Raw genomic sequence first — 16,430 nt, forward strand, 5'->3', positions numbered from 1 at the left:
TCCTGGCATGCAAGCGCCAAGAGAAAATCAGCCTAATTTAATTGTTTATTATATTAAATTGGATATTAAAATATGGAATATGTCAAGGGATTGCCTGGGAAGGTGGTCCCTTGATTGCGTTAAGCCCTACAGCCCCCCCGCCCCCCGTAGGGGGGATCAAAAGTCCCCCTACGGGGGATTTAGGGGGCTGGAGGGCTGTTACGAATTCCAGATTTCCCAGGCTTTTATGGCTTGGAGGGTTAGCATTTCTGCTCCGTTTTTTGTTTGGGCATTGTATTGTTTGCCTTTTTTCAGGAAAGTGGTTTCTGCCGGATTATAGACCAAATCGTACAGCAAATGTTTGCTTGTGAGGTAGTGGTAAGGGATTTGCGGGAATTGCTCAACATGGGGGAAAGTCCCTACCGGAGAGGCGTTTACGATGATTGTATATTCTTCCAAAGTCTTTTTATCCAAATCATTGTATGAAATAAAATTATCGCGCTTGCTCCGCGACACCAGTTGGGTTTCTATCCCCAGATTTTTCAGGCCTTGCACAACGGCTTTGGAGGCTCCGCCTGTTCCCAATACCAAGGCTTTTTTGTGGCGCTCCTGCAACAGGGGGGCTATCGAATTTTGAAATCCGTACATGTCGGAGTTGTAGCCTTTCAGCCTCGTTTTTCCACTCTCTTTCAGCACTTTGACAACATTCACCGCTCCTATTTCTTTTGTGTTCTCGTCCAGTTCGTCCAAAAAAGGGATGATTTGTTCCTTGTAGGGGATGGTAACGTTCAGGCCTTTCAGCTCGGGATTGGAGGCTATTATGGGGGGGAAATCCGAGATAGCGGGCAATTCGTATTTCAAATATTCGGCATCAATACCTTCACGCTCAAACTTTTCGGTGAAAAATCCTTGCGAAAACGAGTGTCCCAACGGGTTTCCTATTAATCCGTATTTATCTTTCATAATAATATTCAAATTCAAAATTAAGATTATCGTATAGTTCTTTTTTCAGCGAATCGGGCGAATTTTTGTATGCCTCTACTTTGCTCAAAATGGCTGTTGCGTTCTCTTTCGATGCTCTACCAATATGTTTTAAGGCAAGCTGAGCCGAATTTCGTAAAGAAAGGTTTTCCTGCCCCGCGTCATCAAACAGACAGGCAAATTGACCGGTATTTATCTCATTATCAAGATTTTTTGCTATCAACAGCCTGACCAGTAACCAATAGCCGGTTATTCTGACAGTTTCCTCCGCATTATTGCACCATTCGTATGCCAGCTCTTCGGCGAATGGCAGGTGTTGAAACAAATTGATACAAACCTGCTCCCGTATCTCCTGATTAGTAACACCTGACAACCAAGTATTTGCCTCATCTTTACTAAATTCGCTTACCGGAAAAAGCAAGCTTGCAAAAATCTTCAATTCGCGTACATCTTCTTTCCAAAGGGCTTCGGCAAGTTCCTTACCGGGCGTGTAACGACGGGCGATTTCCTTTATTTTTTGCAAGGATACGCCAAAATTAAGTTTGTAATTCAGCCCATGACTGCGCATATTTGCTGCCGTAGCGCCATCCATCGACAGGCGACAGCGTTTGCGCAGGTCTCTTATTGCATCTTCGGTGGTCATGCTTCGTAATCAACAGCCTTACGGTCCTCAACGGCTTCCCTGACAAAGGGCAGAATAGCCTGATGCAACGGGTGGTTTTGGTAAGTATCCAAGGCCTCTTTGCTAACCAGTTCGGCATAAAGAGCAATATCGTAATTTGCTCCGCCCAAAACATCGCGACCGACTTCTATCTTCAGCAAGCCATCTATTTTTCCGCTCAAAGCTTCCAGCTTTTCTTTAATTAATGCAGCATTTGTCGCTTTACTGTTGCCCTGAGCTTCTTCTTTCAGTTTCCAGAATACAATGTGTTTGAAGCCCCCCCACTCCCTGATGGGGGATTCAATGATCCCCCCTACGGGGGGCGGGGGGGCTCCTGCGGGGAGGTTGGAGGGACTGGTAGCCACCAGATTTCTGTCGCCATAAGCATTATCAATGCGGGCAACATTTATCCAAAACTTGTTATCTTTTACAAAATCAATGGGGTAAGCGGCCTTGGAGCGGGGATAGCTATGTTTCCATTCATCGCCGCAGACCTCATACTCGGGATGAGGGGCATTGACCAGCACATTGTCTTCTGCCGGATAAGCGCCGGTTTCCACTTCTTTTATTTCATCCCAAATCAGGTTCATTACGGCTACAAACCGGTTCAATTCGGTCAGGCTTTCGCTTTCGGTCGGTTCTACCATCAAGGTTCCATGCACGGGAAACGAAAGCGTTGGCGCATGATAGCCATAATCCATCAAGCGTTTGGCGATGTCGGTTTCGGTAATGCCCGACGATTTGGCAATATGGCGGCATTCGAGTATGAGCTCGTGCCCCACACGTCCCTGTTCGCCCGTATAAACAACGCCATAGGTATCTTTAAAGCAACTGGCCAGATAGTTGGCGTTCAGTATGGCGATTTTGGTTGCATCCGTTAGACCTTCTGCCCCCATCATGCGGATGTATCCGTAGGTTATGGGCAAAATCCCTGCGCTGCCGTAGGGAGCAGCTGCAACGGTATTTAATGTACTGCCGTCGTGTTGCGGATGATGTGGCAAAAACGGCGTCAGGTGTTTGGCTGTGCAGATAGGGCCTTCGCCCGGGCCGCCGCCGCCGTGAGGAATGGCAAATGTCTTGTGCAGGTTCAGATGGCATATATCCGCGCCGATAGTCCCCGGATTGGTGATGCCAACCTGCGCATTCATGTTGGCGCCATCCATATATACCTGTCCGCCTCTTTCGTGGATTATTTCGCACATGGCTTTTATTCCCTGCTCAAATATTCCATGGGTGGAGGGGTAGGTAATCATATAAGCGGCCAGAGAATCTTTGTGTTCATCGGCTTTTGCGATGAGGTCGTCCATGATGACATTTCCTTTGTCGTCGCAATCTATTGTTAGGGTTTTGTATCCTGCCTGAATGGCCGATGCCGGATTGGTACCGTGTGCCGATGCCGGAATAAGAACGATATTCCGGTGTCCTTCGCCAATACTTTTTTGGTACTCGCGGATGGTCATAAGCCCTGCGTATTCGCCTGCAGCGCCCGAATTGGGTTGAAAACTAATGCCGTCGAAACCTGTAATTTCGGTCAGGAAGGCGCTAAGTTCCTCAATCATTTCGGCATACCCTTGCGTTTGCGATTGGGGTGCAAAAGGATGGATATTCTGAAAGCCTGCCAATGAAAGCGGCAGCAATTCCGAAGCAGCATTCAACTTCATGGTACAGGAGCCCAAGGAAATCATGGAATGCGCCAGCGAAATATCCTTTCGTTCCAACCGCTTGATATAACGCATCAATTCGGTTTCGGTATGATAAGTATTGAAAACTTCGTGCTCCAAAAAGCTGGTTTTCCGCCGGAATTTGGGATGGAGAATGCTTTTTTCGGGCAGTTCGTCTATCAGATACACTTTTGTGGCGCCGACAGCCAGAGAAAATACGGCCAAGAGTTCGTGCGCCTTGTATGGCGTAATTGTTTCGTCGATGCTAATGCCTATTTCTCCCGTTTCAAAATAGCGGAAATTGATGTCCCGCATTTCGGCAAAATCACGAATAACATCGGAGCTTATACCGGCAGGCAAGCCTATTTTTAGCGTGTCGAAATACTGGCTGTACAGCGCTTTGTAGCCTAAAGCGGTTATTTCATCGGCAATTAGGGCGGTGGCGGAATGAATGCGCCTGGCAATGTTTTTCAAGCCTTCCGGCCCATGATAAACGGCATAAAATCCCGACATGGTAGCCAGCAAAGCCTGTGCCGTACAGATGTTCGATGTCGCTTTTTCGCGTTTGATGTGCTGCTCCCGTGTCTGAAGCGCCATGCGGTAAGCCGGTTTTCCGTATCTATCTTTGGATAGGCCGATTATACGCCCCGGCATGTTTCGTTTATAGTCGTCCTTCGTGGCAAAAAATCCGGCAGATGGGCCTCCGTAAAACAGGGGAATGCCGAAACGCTGACTGCTTCCAAAAGCAACATCTGCGCCCCATTCTCCCGGCGGAATTAGTAAAGTTAAGGCCATTAAATCGGTGGCCACGGCAACTTTGCAACCGACAGCCTTTGCCTTTTCGCCGAAATCTTTATAATCCTCAATGCTTCCATCGGCATTGGGGTACTGGATAATCGTCCCGAAAAAAGAACCGTCCAGCGAGATGCTTTTATAATCGCCAACAACCACCTCAATGCCTTGTGGAAGCGCCCGTGTTTTTATCACCGCCAAGGTTTGCGGGAATATATACCTATCGACAAACAGCTTATTCGCGCCATTCTTTATTTGCTCCCTTGAACGCAGGCCGAAGAACATGGAAGCGGCTTCGGCAGCGGCAGTAGCCTCGTCCAGTAGCGAACAGTTGGAAAGCGCTAAGCCTGTCAGGTCGCTCACCACTGTCTGAAAATTCATCAACGCCTCCAGGCGGCCTTGCGATATTTCGGCCTGATAGGGTGTGTAGGAGGTGTACCATACGGGATTCTCGAAAACGTTTCGATAGACGGCAGCAGGCGCCACCGTGTCGTACCATCCCATACCTATATAAGAAGACGTAATTCTGTTTTTGGAAGCTATCAAGGCTATTTCTTCGGCATATTCGCGTTCGCTCAATGCTTCGGGAAGTCGCAGGGCGGTTTTTAGCCGAATATCTTGAGGAATCGTTTGGTCTATTAGTTCATCCAAAGACCTTGTCCCGATTTTCTTCAGCATGATTTGCCGGTCGTTTTCGCTAATGCCAATATGACGGTATTGAAATTTTTCGGGTTCCATAAATGTATAATTTAAAGGTTGAGATTTAAAGATAGGGGTTGTTTCTGGCTTCTTCGCCGATGCTTGTCGCCGGTCCGTGTCCGGTATATATGATAGTCCCGGGTGGCAGCGTCAATAGTTTTTGGCGGATACCGGTAATCAGTTCCTGGTAATTTCCGCCTGCCAAATCGGTTCGCCCGATACTGGAACGGAACAGTACGTCGCCCACAAAGGCACATCCGGCATCTTTGCTGTAAAACACAATACTTCCGGGGGAATGACCCGGTATGTGGAGAACCGACAATTCCTGATTGCCGAAACGGAGTGTGTCGCCCTCGTTCAGGTAAGCGCCTATTTCGGGGATTTCTTCCGATGCCTTGAATCCAAACAGACGCATTTGCCCCGCCATGTTGTCGAGCAAAAACTGATCGGCTTTATGTGCACAGGCTTTTAAGTCGAATTGTTCTTGCACAAACACATTGCCGAATACATGGTCGAAATGAAGGTGCGTATTCAGCAAGCGCTTTACAACAAGATCGTTATCGAGAATAAAATTCAATAAATCACTCTTCTCATCGGGGTAAAAACATCCGGCGTCAATAATAACGCACTCGTTAGTTTCGTCATACACAACGTAGGTATTGACGGATACAGGATTGAATTCAAAAGTTTTTATTTTCATACCTCACTTTAATGTTACAAAGATAGATTTTTAAGTTTTAAGTTCAAAGTAGAGACGCCCAAATTGGGTGTCCGTACACAAAAAGTAGGGTCGTGGCGTACCGCGACCATTGGGGACACATTGGACGCCCCATCTGTCATTGCGGGTCAAGCCCGCAATGACAGGTATATTATCGGCGAAAAAACACTCCTACCAATCAAAAAAACTCAGTTCAGGTAATTAATTGTTTATTTTTTAAAAGTAATTATGTATATTTGCCTCGCGCATTTATGTGCGCTGCATAGCTAATACAATCGGGGCTCCGGTAGGGAATAGTTATTAAACTATTTTTGTTTATATTTTAAGTTAATATCAGTGTGAAAATACATTATCCAGTTTTCTCTCTATTTGTTTTGCTGTCCTTTTCGTGCAATAACGACGAAGGACCTGGCGGTTCCGCTTCCATCGAAGGGTATGTTTATAATGTTGTACATCAGGACGATAATTTTTCGTTCCGTACCGATACATTTCCGGCAGGCGGCAAAAAAGTTTACATCAAGTTCGGTAACGAAGATTATGTAGGCGACGATGTGGATGCGAATGAAAAAGGGCTTTACCGCTTCGACTATCTGCGCGAAGGCAGCTACACGGTTTACGCTTTTTCGGAAGCGAAGAATGGGCGGAAGAATGCCGAAATGCAATCGGTCAGCGTAAAATCGCATACTGTTGCTCCGGCTATTTATATCCATAGCGGAGATGTTTACAACACAGTTATGATTAAAGGCAAGGTGTGGGTGAAGTACTACAATAAGGGATCCCTTGTTCGGATAAATGGTCAAGACTCAATTCCGGCGGTCGAAACGCGGGTTTTCATTAAAAATACCGGCGAAGAAATGTTTTTCGACGATGTGCGCGTGGGCGATGCCGGTCTGTTCGTTTTCAAAGAACTGCAACCTCAAAAGCAATACGAAGTGTATGTGAGTACGGAGAGAATTGGAGACAGTTACAAAAATATCTTATTTCCCCTGACTGCCACCGTTCGCGTTGGAGAGCCTTACAAGGTGTATCCGTTGGATGATGAGACAAAACTTGAATTTACTATCATACTCAATAATTAAAGATGAAAGCAAAATACATTGTAGCAAGTCTCGTAATTGTGATAGGTAGCGTCTCCGTTTTCAGCGCCTTAGCGCAAACGCCCGCTGCTCCGCCCGCTGCCACGCAAGGACAAACGCCCTACCTGACGCCCGAAGAGAAACGCGCGCTACGCAAAAACTTGGTTGTGAGGGAAATGAATGCCGATGCCAAAGGCAAACGCCAATGGGTGGATCATTACACCGTGTGGGACGAAAATGGCTACAAGCTGGAAGAAATTGAATACGCCGTTTACGGGCAACGCGAACGGGTTACCTACGAATACGATGCCAATGGCGTATGCATCCGCGAAAACGTGTATAACGACAAAAACAAATTGTACCGCATTCGCAAATATGACTACCTGCCCAACGGACGCAAGAAAACACAATACAATTACAACCCCGACGGGAAATTGTATTCAACCAAAGTGTATGAATACTCGTATAAATAAACCGGCGGATGACAAATCCGGGATATTTTCGATAGTGGATGGCGATAGTTTTGGTCATTCTCCATTTTCCATTCTCCATTCTCAATTGAGTGAGATGCCTGCTATTACATTGGACGAAATGAAAGACATTCGCCTGATGGACAGGGTCGATTCCAAGTTTGTGGCGCCGGTAAGTTTTCTGCCCCGCTTGTTGGAGGAGATGAAGCCCTATTTCATGGTGCAAACAATTGCCGGAAAAACAATTGCCTCCTACACTACGCAATACCTGGACACGCCCGATTTGGATATGTTCACCATGCACCAGAACGGCAAACTCAACCGGCAGAAAATCAGGATTCGCTCCTACATTGATTCGCATCTTTCGTTTCTTGAGATTAAAAATAAAAACAACAAGGGACGGACAAAAAAAATACGCACCCCGATGGGCTTGACGCATGTCAGAACAGTTGACGAACTGGCCGGGGACAAAGCTTTTTTGGAAAGTCATTCCCTGTTTGGCTGTCATCTGCTGTCGCCTGCGCTTGATAATAGCTTCAGCCGCATCACGTTTGTGAACAACCGGAAAACCGAACGTGTTACCATTGACCTGGGTCTGTCGTTTCGGAATTATAAAACCGGCGAAGAAAAGGCGCTGGATAATTTAGCCGTCTTGGAATTGAAGCAAGACGGGAGGCTCTATTCCGACTTTCGGGCTATTTTGGCCAGGTCGGGTATCAAACAAATGTCGTTTAGCAAATATTGCATGGGGACGGTACTGACCAACTCCGATGTCAAATACAATCGTTTCAAAAAGAAATGGAATTTAATAATTAACAAAATTACAGACCACCTGTATTAATAACTATAAAAAATATGATTCAACCGGATTATGACCCTCAAATTGTGCAAGAACATGTAGAGGCTTTGGCCGAAAACGGACTTTCATTTATGGGTGTTGATGTGTTCGACTCCACAATGTTGCTTACACTACTGCTGCGTTTCGGCGCCAATCTTTTGGTTTGCTGGATTATCACCCGCTTTTTCTACTATAAAAAAAGTGTGCGGAAAGATTATTATTTCACTTTCATGTTGTTCAGCGTATCCATCTTCCTGATGCTCTACGTTTTGCAAAACATTTCGATGAGCGCCGGTTTTGCCTTGGGGCTGTTTTGTATTTTCGGCATGATACGCTACCGGACAGAAAGCATACAAATACGCGAAATGACCTATTTGTTTGTAATAATCAGCGTTTCGGCGGTCAACGGCTTGTCGATTGATGTGGACTACACCACGCTCCTGGTCGCTAACCTGCTGTTTATCGCTGTTATCTGGATATTGGAAAGCAGTATCAAGCACAATCCGACCAAGATAATATTGTACGAAAAAATAGCGCTTATCACACCGGATAAATACGACGAAATGCTGGAAGACCTGAGAACGCGCACCGGCCTGAATATCATCAAGGCAGAAGTAGGACATATTGATTTCTTGCGCGATGTGGTTTACCTGAAAGTCTATTACAAATCAAGTTCGGATGAAATTAATACCATTGACAACATTACCAAGTTTGGTTAAAGCCCGAAAGTTGAGCCGTTTTCAACTCCTCGCTATCCTGCTGCTTAGCTTTTGTTGGCCATTGTCGGCACAGCAACAAGAAACCAGCTATGGCTTGTCGCTGTCCGTTGCATTGGAAAAAAAGTTGAGCCGTGTCTTCGATTTGAAGGTGGAGGAAGAGCTTCGCTTGCTCAACAATGAGGTCAACTTCGACCGCAACATGGCAACGGTTGGGCTTGATTATGCCCTTTTTGAGCGGAAACTGAAATTGGGAGCATACTATTCATTCATTTATCTATACAACGACGACCACTATTACGAACCGCGGCGCCGTTATTATTTCAATGTTTCGTACAAAGAATCGCTGAGCCAGTTTACGCTTTCGTGGCGGGGAAGAGCGCAGGGAACCTATCGGGACGAGTCAACCGGCGAGTATAAAATCAATCCGAAGTATGTGATGAAGAACAAGTTTCAGGTGGACTATGCCATCTGGGGAAAGCCTTGGGATCCTTACCTATCCTGCGATTTATACAACGATTTGAACAATCCCAAGGGCAACAAACTGACCCGCTTCCGTTACCAGCTGGGCGCTTCGTGGCGACTGAATCGCACCGACTACCTTGATTTCTTTACCCGCTACGACCACTACCTCGACCACCGCGACCCACTGGTGTTTTCGCTTGGCGTAGGGTATAAGATGAAGTACTAAGAAACGGGATTATATGGGCAGATAGACCACTTTTTTTGTCTCGAAAAAATCTTCTTCAAAAAAGCTCACCAGCTCATCAATGACCACCAGCTTTCTGAAAGGCTGGGTTTCGTCTTGCAAGTCTCCACCTTTCAGGCAGATAATTCCGTTTGGAAGAGAGTTCTTTTGTTCGGACGAAATGTTTTTCCTGACGATTCTCACCAAATCATCCAATGGCATAACTGCCCGGCTGACAACAAAATCGAATTTTCCTTTTTCTTCTTCGGCGCGGCAATGCCTGAACGCTACGTTTTCCAAGCCAATGGACTTGGCGACTTCGGTGGCTACGGTGATTTTTTTGCCGATACTGTCGATTAAAAGAAATTGGCTGTCGGGGAAAAATATGGCCAGCGGTATGCCGGGGAATCCGCCGCCGGTTCCTACATCCAGCACAGATGTGCCTTTGGTGAAACGGATGATTTTGGCAATGCTCAGCGAATGCAGCACGTGGTGCACATAAAGATTCTGAATATCCTTGCGGGATATAACGTTTATTTTATTGTTCCAATCTTCATAAAGATTATACAGAGCAGCGAATTGTTCTTTCTGCCTGGCGCTGAGATCGGGGAAATATTTTAACAGGATGTCCATAGTTATAAATCGGGGGAAAGGGATATGGCGGAGTCTTCTTTCAGTATTAAACTTACTTCCTCGTACGATAAGAAAATATTTATCTCATCCCGTTGAAGAGCCGAATATTCTCCTTTGTTGAAGGTATAGGTAATACCTTTTTCATCAATCAAAAAGTTGTTGTTGGGCATAATTTCTTCGATGCCGAAGTAGCCGATATTTTCCAGTTGAGCTACCTTTTCGGCCTTGTTTGCTTCCAACAATTTATCTTTGAAAAGAATATTCAAAACCTTTTCATAGCCTTCGTTGAAAAGGCTCTCCTCCGTCAGTATGTTATTGTTATTCAAGTCATATACATAATTTGTGTATTGCAGAAACGAACTGCTTCCACCCTTGTAGTTTGTCCGGGTAATGCGACAAGAGACCAAGCCCGCCTTGTTGAAAGTGATGTCGTTTGAAAGTGTTTCGTAGTACGAAAAATAATTGTCAGCCGGGCTGTCTTCCGAAGTATCATCCTCTTTTTGCTTGAAAAAAATCCTGACGTCTTCCTTGTAATTGTTGATATAATTTTCGGCGTATTTTTCCACTACCTCTTGCGGTTGCATTCCCACATACGATTCATCAAAGAAGTTTTGTACAAAACTATTCGTGATTGATTCCAGCACTTGGCTATCGCTGTAAGAAGACGGGTAAACAAACTTGATTCGCAGGTTGCACGACGGCTGGGTGGAGTCGTTCTCCAGATGATATATCTTTGTTATGCTGATAGTATCAAACTGCATCTTGTTCTCCCCTATTTCCTCCTGCTTGGGACTGCACGAAAACATAAACAGAAAAACGGATAGTATAGTCAATCCTGAAACAAAAAATTTACTACTCATAATAGTCGTTCTCTTTTTATCTTGCTACAAAGATATTAAAATTTAGCCAATGAAGCATTTTAATTCTAAAAACAAAACGCAAAGACAGAAAAGCCCCTCCGACCTCCCCACGGGGAGGCTTTTGAACTCCCCCCACGGGGGATTTAGGGGGCTTCAAAACCTCTTCCCCCACAACCGGCGGAGGTGTTCCACAATCTTAGCCTCAGCTGGATTGGGTTGTGGTTCCCAGAAGCGGTGGTTCAGGACTTCTTTGGGGAGGTATTCCTGCTCTACGAAATTATTTTCAAAGTCGTGGGCGTATTTGTAGTTTTTGCCATAGTCCAGTTCTTTCATCAGGGAGGTGGGGGCATTGCGCAAATGCAGGGGCACAGGCAGGTTGCCCGTCTCTGCAACCAGGGACAAGGCTTTTTCTATCGACAAATAGGCCGAGTTGCTTTTGGGCGATGTGGCGAGGTAAACCGTTGTTTCGGCCAACAGAATCCGTCCTTCGGGCCAACCTATTTTCTGCAAGGCATCGAAGCAGGCATTGGCCAGCAAAAGCGCATTGGGATTGGCCAAACCAATGTCTTCTGAGGCGGAAATAACCAACCGGCGGGCAATGAATTTGGGGTCTTCGCCACCGGCCACCATGCGCGCCAACCAATAAACCGCCGCGTCGGGGTCGCTTCCCCGGATGGATTTGATAAATGCCGAGATAATATCGTAGTGCATTTCGCCGCCTTTGTCGTAGGCCGCCGGATTTTCCTGCAAGCGCTCGGTAACCAATTGATCGGTAATCACTATTTTATCGCTCAAATCGGACGAAACCACCAAGTCGATAATGTTGAGCAATTTGCGGGCATCTCCTCCCGAAAAGCGGAGCAGTGCATCGGTTTCTTGCAAATCTATATTTTTCTCTTTCAGCACGGTATCTTCCCTCAACACACGGTTGGCCAGTTCGAGCAAATCGGCTTTGTCGAGCGGATTCAGCACATATACCTGACAGCGCGAGAGCAAGGGGCGAATAACTTCAAAAGACGGGTTTTCGGTGGTGGCGCCAATCAGCGTGATAACGCCGGTTTCGACAGCCCCCAACAACGAATCCTGCTGCGATTTGCTGAAACGGTGTATTTCGTCGATAAACAGAATCGGACTTTTTGCGGCAAAGAAGTTATTCTTTTTGGCGGTTTCAATCACTTCACGCACCTCCTTCACCCCCGAATTAATGGCGCTCAGAGTATAAAAAGTAGTATCGAGCGTATTGGCGACAATGGAGGCCAGCGTTGTTTTTCCCACCCCCGGAGGTCCCCACAACAAAAACGAAGGGACACGTCCCGACTCAATCATTTTACGCAAAATGGCTCCCTCTCCAACAAGGTGCTTTTGTCCGATATATTCGTCCAGTGTACGTGGGCGCATCCGTTCTGCAAGGGGTTGATTCATTTTTATTAAAAAAGTTGTAGGGGCGCGATTAATCGCGCCCGTACGGAGGTTATTTAAAGTTCAAAGTTTCTCCAACTCTGAATAAACTGCAACTGCTTTTCAAGCATGGACACGCGAGGCATCTCGCATCCGGCTTCTTTGGTAATTTCTACCGGCCTTGAGTATATATATTCTATTTCCAAAGGGCGGTGCAAATCAAAATCGAGTTTCATGCTGGGCGAATAGGGCGCCATGTTATCGGTCATGTACATCATTTCATCGGCAAAACTCTCGGAAATAGAAAACGCTCCGCTTCCCACTTTGTTTCCTGCACGAATCACTTCCAGCATCAGGTCGTAGATCAGTTGCCGGGTATGTTTGTTGCTCATCAGTTTGTCGGTAGTTGTGTTCAACACCACAGTCATCCCATTGTACGGAATGTTCCACACCAGCTTTTTCCAGCGGGCTACCGGCAAATCGACCAGTTCGGTTTCCACACCGGCTTTCACAAAATCGGCGATCACCTTCTCCAACATCTCCTTTCCGGCGAGAGTGTGAATGCCCAAACTCAGCTTGCCATAAGCCATGTGCGCCACATGTCCCGCCCCTGTTTTACCCGAACAAATAAAGGCCATTCCTCCGGCAATAGCCAGATTGGGAAATTCCTGTTGCAGGTCGGCTTCGATGCCCAGACCGTTTTGTATCAGTATCACCAGCGAGCCCGGGTGGATAATAGGCGGCAACAATGTTTTCAGCAGCTTGTTGTTGGTCGATTTCAGGCACACCAATACCACATCGCAAGCGGGCATATCGCTTGTCTTTTCGTAAGCTAAAACCGGATTCAGGCTAAAATTGCCGTTTACCGAGTCGATGCTAAAGCCGTTCGCCTTGACATACTCGTAATCGGAGTGGAACAGGAAATGAACTTCTTCTCCCGCCTTGACCAGCATTCCACCGTAAAAACCGCCGATGGCTCCCGAACCTATTACTGCATAACGTAATGATGACATGCTATATATTATGAAAACAAGATCGTTTTATTTTTATAAACCAGCGCTCGTCTATTGATATGATAATCAATGGCATGAGACAGCACTATCTTCTCCAAATCCTGCCCTTTGCGCACCAGATCCTGCACGCTGTCGCGATGGGTTATGCGGGTAATATCCTGCTCAATAATGGGGCCTGCATCCAGTTCGGTTGTAACATAATGACTGGTTGCCCCTATAATTTTCACACCCCGCTCGTAGGCCGCATGGTAGGGCTTGGCGCCAATAAAAGCAGGCAAAAACGAGTGGTGAATATTAATAATCTTGTTCGGATAAGCCGTGATAAAATTATCGGTCAGGATTTGCATATAGCGCGCCAGAACGATAAAGTCTATCTTCTTTTCCTTGAGCAGCGCCATTTGCTGCGCTTCCATCTCATCCTTGTTATCCTTGTTGATTTTCAGGATATGATACTCGATGCCGAACTTTTCGGCTACCCAGCGCAAGTCTTCGTGGTTGCTGATAATTACCGGTATCTCCACATTCCATTCGCCGGCTGTATAGCGCGCCAGTATATCGAACAAGCAATGCGACATTTTCGAGACAAAAACCGCCATCCGCGGACGATAATCGTTGAAGTACAAGCGGAATGTCATCGTATATTTGTTGGCATACATGGTCTGAAAATACTCCCCTATTTTATCTTTGGGAATCAGGAAATTTTCCAAATCCCATTCAATGCGCATGAAGAATACGTTGGCATTTCTATCCACATGTTGCTCGAGATTGACAATATTACCACCGTTGACATGCACAAAATCGGTGATAGCTGCTACCAATCCCGGTTGATCGGGACAGTGTACCAACAGTATAGCGTGAGAATCGTTCATATTTTTATATAGTTATTGTTTTTATTGCTGCTTTTCCGGCAAATTGTTTACAAAAGTAATAAAAATCGCCATGTTATGGATAAGAGAGGCGTGATTTTACAGGGTAAACGCATGAAAATTTTTACTGCTTATACCTTTCGGTAAAATTGCTGAGATGAGCAGGGATTTCTCGCTACGCTCGAAATGACAGTCTCCTTTTTGGGAGAGGGGATGAGGAAGCGGCGGCTTCGCCGCCGCTTCCTCATCCCTTAAACCACTAACAGGCGAGTCATTCCGACCAAAGGGAGGAATCTCATCCGTAACAGTAGTACTAGATTTTCATGTTTGCCCTGATTATTTTATCTTTTCGTTAATAAGATAAATTCGATTTATTGCGAATTTAAAGACAAAAGTAGTATCTTTGCACCGAGCAAATAAAGTGATATGGTCGTTACGTTTGAAGAAGGATACTTGCATGAGTTATACGAAACAGAAAAGGTAACGGATAAAAAGCGCCGTTTCCAACCACAAGTAATAACCAGGTATGTACGTTGTATTGATGCGCTTATGGCTGCGCCAAACCCCGAAGCGTTATATACAATCGGTTCTTTGCACTACGAAAAGTTAAAAGGCAACAAGAAAGGCATTTCATCTGTAAGGGTAAATGACCAATACCGAGTCGAATTTACGGAAACACAAATGCAGGAAACAGAAACAATTATCACAATTTGTAATATACTCGACTTATCAAACCATTATAAATAAAAGAATTATGGCAACGATTGCAAATAAATTAATACCACTTCACCCTACGCATCCGGGAACTCTCATCAAAGATGAAATCGAATATCGCGGTATTACGCAAAAAAATCTTGCCGCTCAAATGGGTGTTTCATATACTGTTCTGAACGAAATACTGAACGCCAAACGTCCGGTAAGCGCCGAATATGCCTTGCTTGTTGAAGCTGCATTGGGTGTTGATGCCGAAACGCTGACAAATATGCAGACACGATACAATCTGCAAATGGCTCGCCAAAACAAAAAAATACTGGAACGTTTTGCCGAAATTCGTAAAGTAGCGGCAATGCTTTAATTGGTTGGTCTGCCCCTACCTGTCCCTCACTTTATAAAATCCACAACAAGGTCAAATGTCCGTCTGAACTGCTTATCTACTTCGTCTTGAATGGCTGTCAGGGCAGGGAATGGGTCTTCGTGCTTGTACTTGTAGGGATAATCGAGGATGTCCACCCTGATTGGTATGTCGCGTTTTATGCCTTGCAGGGTGTTTATTATTTCGTAGGCGGGGACGACCGTATCTTCGGTCAGGGCAATGGCATATACTCTGTCGCTCATGCTTTTGAAAATGTCCTCCCTGCATTTTGTCAGCGCCGCATAGTTGAGCATACTTCTGAAGTTGACGCCTTCGGGGTGTGTTTCGCCCAGATAATGACGCAAAACTTCGTCTCTTTTCATGTGGCTTTCGAGGTGTTCCACCACAAACGAGTAGAGGCTGACATTCGCTTCGCTGTCCAGTATAAATTTTGAAACGGGGGAAAGCCTGTTGAATACCGCGCCACCACAAAACGACACGAATCTGGATGCCGAAAAATACCCGTTCTGGTTTGTCATCATCAATATCTCGGCCAAAAAGCTGCCGATAGAATACGACATCAGGTCGATGCTTGCATCCGGGGCTATTGCCGGGTGTTTTCCCGCTTTAACATCTTCCACAAAATTTATTATGTCGTAATATGTTTGCAGACCCGACCAGATAAATCGCTGGGGCTTGTTGTGCAAGCGCGTGCTGATGGCCACATTCGACAAACTGGAGTGAATAACATCCTTGTGCCGCTGTTTCCGTTGCTGGCTTATCTCGTACATTTCGTGGATGTTGCTCCAGGCGGCAGGCGCCCTGTTCATGTGGAATGCAATGGGGAACAGCACAATTGATTTGCCGGTTTTATCGGCCAGATATTTTGCCCAAGGAAAGTATTTTATCCAGTACTTTTCGTTGAAGCCATGAAACATCAAAATAATACCTTTTGCTGTATCCACATTCTTGGGCGAGATTACATGGTACCTGAACTTGATATTTTCCATAATTTCCGCATCCTTCTTATTCAGCATTTCCTGAATAATATCGGGTTCGTACTCGTGCTGGTGAAGCCCGGGCAGATACTCGTAATCGTCGTTATTGCCCGAACCGCCGGGTAGAATAAACCGATATTGCGATTCAAAGCTAAAGTTTCGCATTACTGTATTTTCGTCAACAACTATTTCGTTATCGTCATAATTCTCTATTGCCTTAAAATGGTTGAAAACATCAATGTACTTCATCGTTGTATGTATTATGTACCTGGAATCTATATCGCCCAACAAATCTAATAAATTATATTGAA

17 protein-coding genes are annotated in these 16,430 nt (G+C 45.6%); 7 read left to right on the forward strand and 10 right to left on the reverse strand.

Annotated elements, in window-relative coordinates:
* Positions 1 to 198 precede the first annotated feature (198 nt).
* Genes ACYPWY_RS05365 through ACYPWY_RS05380 form a run of 4 tightly spaced genes read right to left on the reverse strand, consistent with a single transcriptional unit; the run spans position 199 to position 5,473 of the window.
* On the reverse strand, positions 199 to 942 hold the full coding sequence (locus ACYPWY_RS05365) for a shikimate dehydrogenase family protein (RefSeq protein ID WP_459684405.1): 744 nt from the start codon (positions 940 to 942) through the stop codon (positions 199 to 201).
* The gene (locus ACYPWY_RS05370; protein WP_459684406.1) at positions 932 to 1,603 is read right to left on the reverse strand and encodes a DNA alkylation repair protein; all 672 of its coding nucleotides are present in this window, start codon (positions 1,601 to 1,603) and stop codon (positions 932 to 934) included. The genes ACYPWY_RS05365 and ACYPWY_RS05370 overlap by 11 nt, the downstream gene beginning before the upstream one ends.
* On the reverse strand, positions 1,600 to 4,812 hold the full coding sequence (gcvP, locus tag ACYPWY_RS05375) for an aminomethyl-transferring glycine dehydrogenase (RefSeq protein WP_459684407.1): 3,213 nt from the start codon (positions 4,810 to 4,812) through the stop codon (positions 1,600 to 1,602). The genes ACYPWY_RS05370 and gcvP overlap by 4 nt, the downstream gene beginning before the upstream one ends.
* A gap of 25 nt (positions 4,813 to 4,837) precedes the next feature.
* Complete coding sequence (locus ACYPWY_RS05380) at positions 4,838 to 5,473, reverse strand: MBL fold metallo-hydrolase (protein WP_459684408.1); 636 nt, start codon at positions 5,471 to 5,473, stop codon at positions 4,838 to 4,840.
* Positions 5,474 to 5,829: 356 nt separating this feature from the next.
* Between ACYPWY_RS05380 and ACYPWY_RS05385 the strand changes: the two genes are divergently transcribed.
* Genes ACYPWY_RS05385 through ACYPWY_RS05405 form a run of 5 tightly spaced genes read left to right on the forward strand, consistent with a single transcriptional unit; the run spans position 5,830 to position 9,282 of the window.
* A complete protein-coding gene (locus ACYPWY_RS05385; RefSeq protein ID WP_459684409.1) occupies positions 5,830 to 6,570 on the forward strand; it encodes a hypothetical protein in 741 nt (246 codons plus the stop codon).
* Positions 6,571 to 6,572: 2 nt separating this feature from the next.
* A complete protein-coding gene (locus tag ACYPWY_RS05390; RefSeq protein WP_459684410.1) occupies positions 6,573 to 7,040 on the forward strand; it encodes a hypothetical protein in 468 nt (155 codons plus the stop codon).
* Complete coding sequence (locus tag ACYPWY_RS05395) at positions 7,021 to 7,878, forward strand: polyphosphate polymerase domain-containing protein (RefSeq protein WP_459684411.1); 858 nt, start codon at positions 7,021 to 7,023, stop codon at positions 7,876 to 7,878. The genes ACYPWY_RS05390 and ACYPWY_RS05395 overlap by 20 nt, the downstream gene beginning before the upstream one ends.
* Positions 7,879 to 7,892: 14 nt before the next feature.
* On the forward strand, positions 7,893 to 8,594 hold the full coding sequence (locus tag ACYPWY_RS05400; protein ID WP_459684412.1) for a DUF4956 domain-containing protein: 702 nt from the start codon (positions 7,893 to 7,895) through the stop codon (positions 8,592 to 8,594).
* A complete protein-coding gene (locus ACYPWY_RS05405; protein ID WP_459684413.1) occupies positions 8,554 to 9,282 on the forward strand; it encodes a DUF2490 domain-containing protein in 729 nt (242 codons plus the stop codon). The genes ACYPWY_RS05400 and ACYPWY_RS05405 overlap by 41 nt, the downstream gene beginning before the upstream one ends.
* 9 nt (positions 9,283 to 9,291) lie before the next feature.
* On the opposite strand, the gene rsmG is transcribed toward ACYPWY_RS05405, so the two are convergent.
* The 5 genes from rsmG to purU all read right to left on the reverse strand — a co-directional run bounded on the left by rsmG (position 9,292) and on the right by purU (position 14,052).
* The gene (rsmG, locus tag ACYPWY_RS05410) at positions 9,292 to 9,912 is read right to left on the reverse strand and encodes a 16S rRNA (guanine(527)-N(7))-methyltransferase RsmG (protein ID WP_459684414.1); all 621 of its coding nucleotides are present in this window, start codon (positions 9,910 to 9,912) and stop codon (positions 9,292 to 9,294) included.
* Positions 9,913 to 9,914: 2 nt separating this feature from the next.
* Entirely contained in the window at positions 9,915 to 10,772 is an 858-nt protein-coding gene (locus ACYPWY_RS05415) for a DUF3298 domain-containing protein (protein ID WP_459684415.1), read from the reverse strand.
* 153 nt (positions 10,773 to 10,925) lie between these two features.
* Positions 10,926 to 12,194, reverse strand: a complete 1,269-nt coding sequence (locus ACYPWY_RS05420; protein WP_459684416.1) for a replication-associated recombination protein A — start codon at positions 12,192 to 12,194, stop codon at positions 10,926 to 10,928.
* 53 nt (positions 12,195 to 12,247) lie between these two features.
* Entirely contained in the window at positions 12,248 to 13,183 is a 936-nt protein-coding gene (locus tag ACYPWY_RS05425) for a putative 2-dehydropantoate 2-reductase (RefSeq protein WP_459684417.1), read from the reverse strand.
* Between the two features lie 8 nt (positions 13,184 to 13,191).
* Positions 13,192 to 14,052, reverse strand: a complete 861-nt coding sequence (gene purU / locus ACYPWY_RS05430) for a formyltetrahydrofolate deformylase (RefSeq protein WP_459684418.1) — start codon at positions 14,050 to 14,052, stop codon at positions 13,192 to 13,194.
* 423 nt (positions 14,053 to 14,475) lie between these two features.
* Here purU and ACYPWY_RS05435 point away from each other — a divergent pair, with 423 nt between their 5' ends.
* Both ACYPWY_RS05435 and ACYPWY_RS05440 read left to right on the forward strand, forming a co-directional pair.
* On the forward strand, positions 14,476 to 14,796 hold the full coding sequence (locus tag ACYPWY_RS05435; protein ID WP_459684419.1) for a type II toxin-antitoxin system RelE/ParE family toxin: 321 nt from the start codon (positions 14,476 to 14,478) through the stop codon (positions 14,794 to 14,796).
* 7 nt (positions 14,797 to 14,803) lie between these two features.
* On the forward strand, positions 14,804 to 15,124 hold the full coding sequence (locus ACYPWY_RS05440) for a HigA family addiction module antitoxin (protein WP_459684420.1): 321 nt from the start codon (positions 14,804 to 14,806) through the stop codon (positions 15,122 to 15,124).
* Positions 15,125 to 15,150: 26 nt separating this feature from the next.
* Here ACYPWY_RS05440 and ACYPWY_RS05445 read toward each other — a convergent pair whose 3' ends face one another.
* Positions 15,151 to 16,368, reverse strand: a complete 1,218-nt coding sequence (locus ACYPWY_RS05445) for a DUF6051 family protein (protein ID WP_459684421.1) — start codon at positions 16,366 to 16,368, stop codon at positions 15,151 to 15,153.
* Positions 16,369 to 16,430: the final 62 nt, after the last annotated feature.

Source organism: Viscerimonas tarda, assembly GCF_054601255.1.

What these genes read in the sequence shown, in the direction of transcription:
- ACYPWY_RS05365 (WP_459684405.1), bottom strand. Translation starts at nt 942, where the DNA reads ATGAAAGATAAATACGGATTAATAGGAAACCCGTTGGGACACTCGTTT.
- ACYPWY_RS05370 (WP_459684406.1), bottom strand. Translation starts at nt 1,603, where the DNA reads ATGACCACCGAAGATGCAATAAGAGACCTGCGCAAACGCTGTCGCCTG.
- gcvP (WP_459684407.1), bottom strand. Translation starts at nt 4,812, where the DNA reads ATGGAACCCGAAAAATTTCAATACCGTCATATTGGCATTAGCGAAAAC.
- ACYPWY_RS05380 (WP_459684408.1), bottom strand. Translation starts at nt 5,473, where the DNA reads ATGAAAATAAAAACTTTTGAATTCAATCCTGTATCCGTCAATACCTAC.
- ACYPWY_RS05390 (WP_459684410.1), top strand. Translation starts at nt 6,573, where the DNA reads ATGAAAGCAAAATACATTGTAGCAAGTCTCGTAATTGTGATAGGTAGC.
- ACYPWY_RS05395 (WP_459684411.1), top strand. Translation starts at nt 7,021, where the DNA reads ATGAATACTCGTATAAATAAACCGGCGGATGACAAATCCGGGATATTT.
- ACYPWY_RS05400 (WP_459684412.1), top strand. Translation starts at nt 7,893, where the DNA reads ATGATTCAACCGGATTATGACCCTCAAATTGTGCAAGAACATGTAGAG.
- ACYPWY_RS05405 (WP_459684413.1), top strand. Translation starts at nt 8,554, where the DNA reads ATGAAATTAATACCATTGACAACATTACCAAGTTTGGTTAAAGCCCGA.
- rsmG (WP_459684414.1), bottom strand. Translation starts at nt 9,912, where the DNA reads ATGGACATCCTGTTAAAATATTTCCCCGATCTCAGCGCCAGGCAGAAA.
- ACYPWY_RS05415 (WP_459684415.1), bottom strand. Translation starts at nt 10,772, where the DNA reads ATGAGTAGTAAATTTTTTGTTTCAGGATTGACTATACTATCCGTTTTT.
- ACYPWY_RS05420 (WP_459684416.1), bottom strand. Translation starts at nt 12,194, where the DNA reads ATGAATCAACCCCTTGCAGAACGGATGCGCCCACGTACACTGGACGAA.
- ACYPWY_RS05425 (WP_459684417.1), bottom strand. Translation starts at nt 13,183, where the DNA reads ATGTCATCATTACGTTATGCAGTAATAGGTTCGGGAGCCATCGGCGGT.
- purU (WP_459684418.1), bottom strand. Translation starts at nt 14,052, where the DNA reads ATGAACGATTCTCACGCTATACTGTTGGTACACTGTCCCGATCAACCG.
- ACYPWY_RS05435 (WP_459684419.1), top strand. Translation starts at nt 14,476, where the DNA reads ATGGTCGTTACGTTTGAAGAAGGATACTTGCATGAGTTATACGAAACA.
- ACYPWY_RS05440 (WP_459684420.1), top strand. Translation starts at nt 14,804, where the DNA reads ATGGCAACGATTGCAAATAAATTAATACCACTTCACCCTACGCATCCG.
- ACYPWY_RS05445 (WP_459684421.1), bottom strand. Translation starts at nt 16,368, where the DNA reads ATGAAGTACATTGATGTTTTCAACCATTTTAAGGCAATAGAGAATTAT.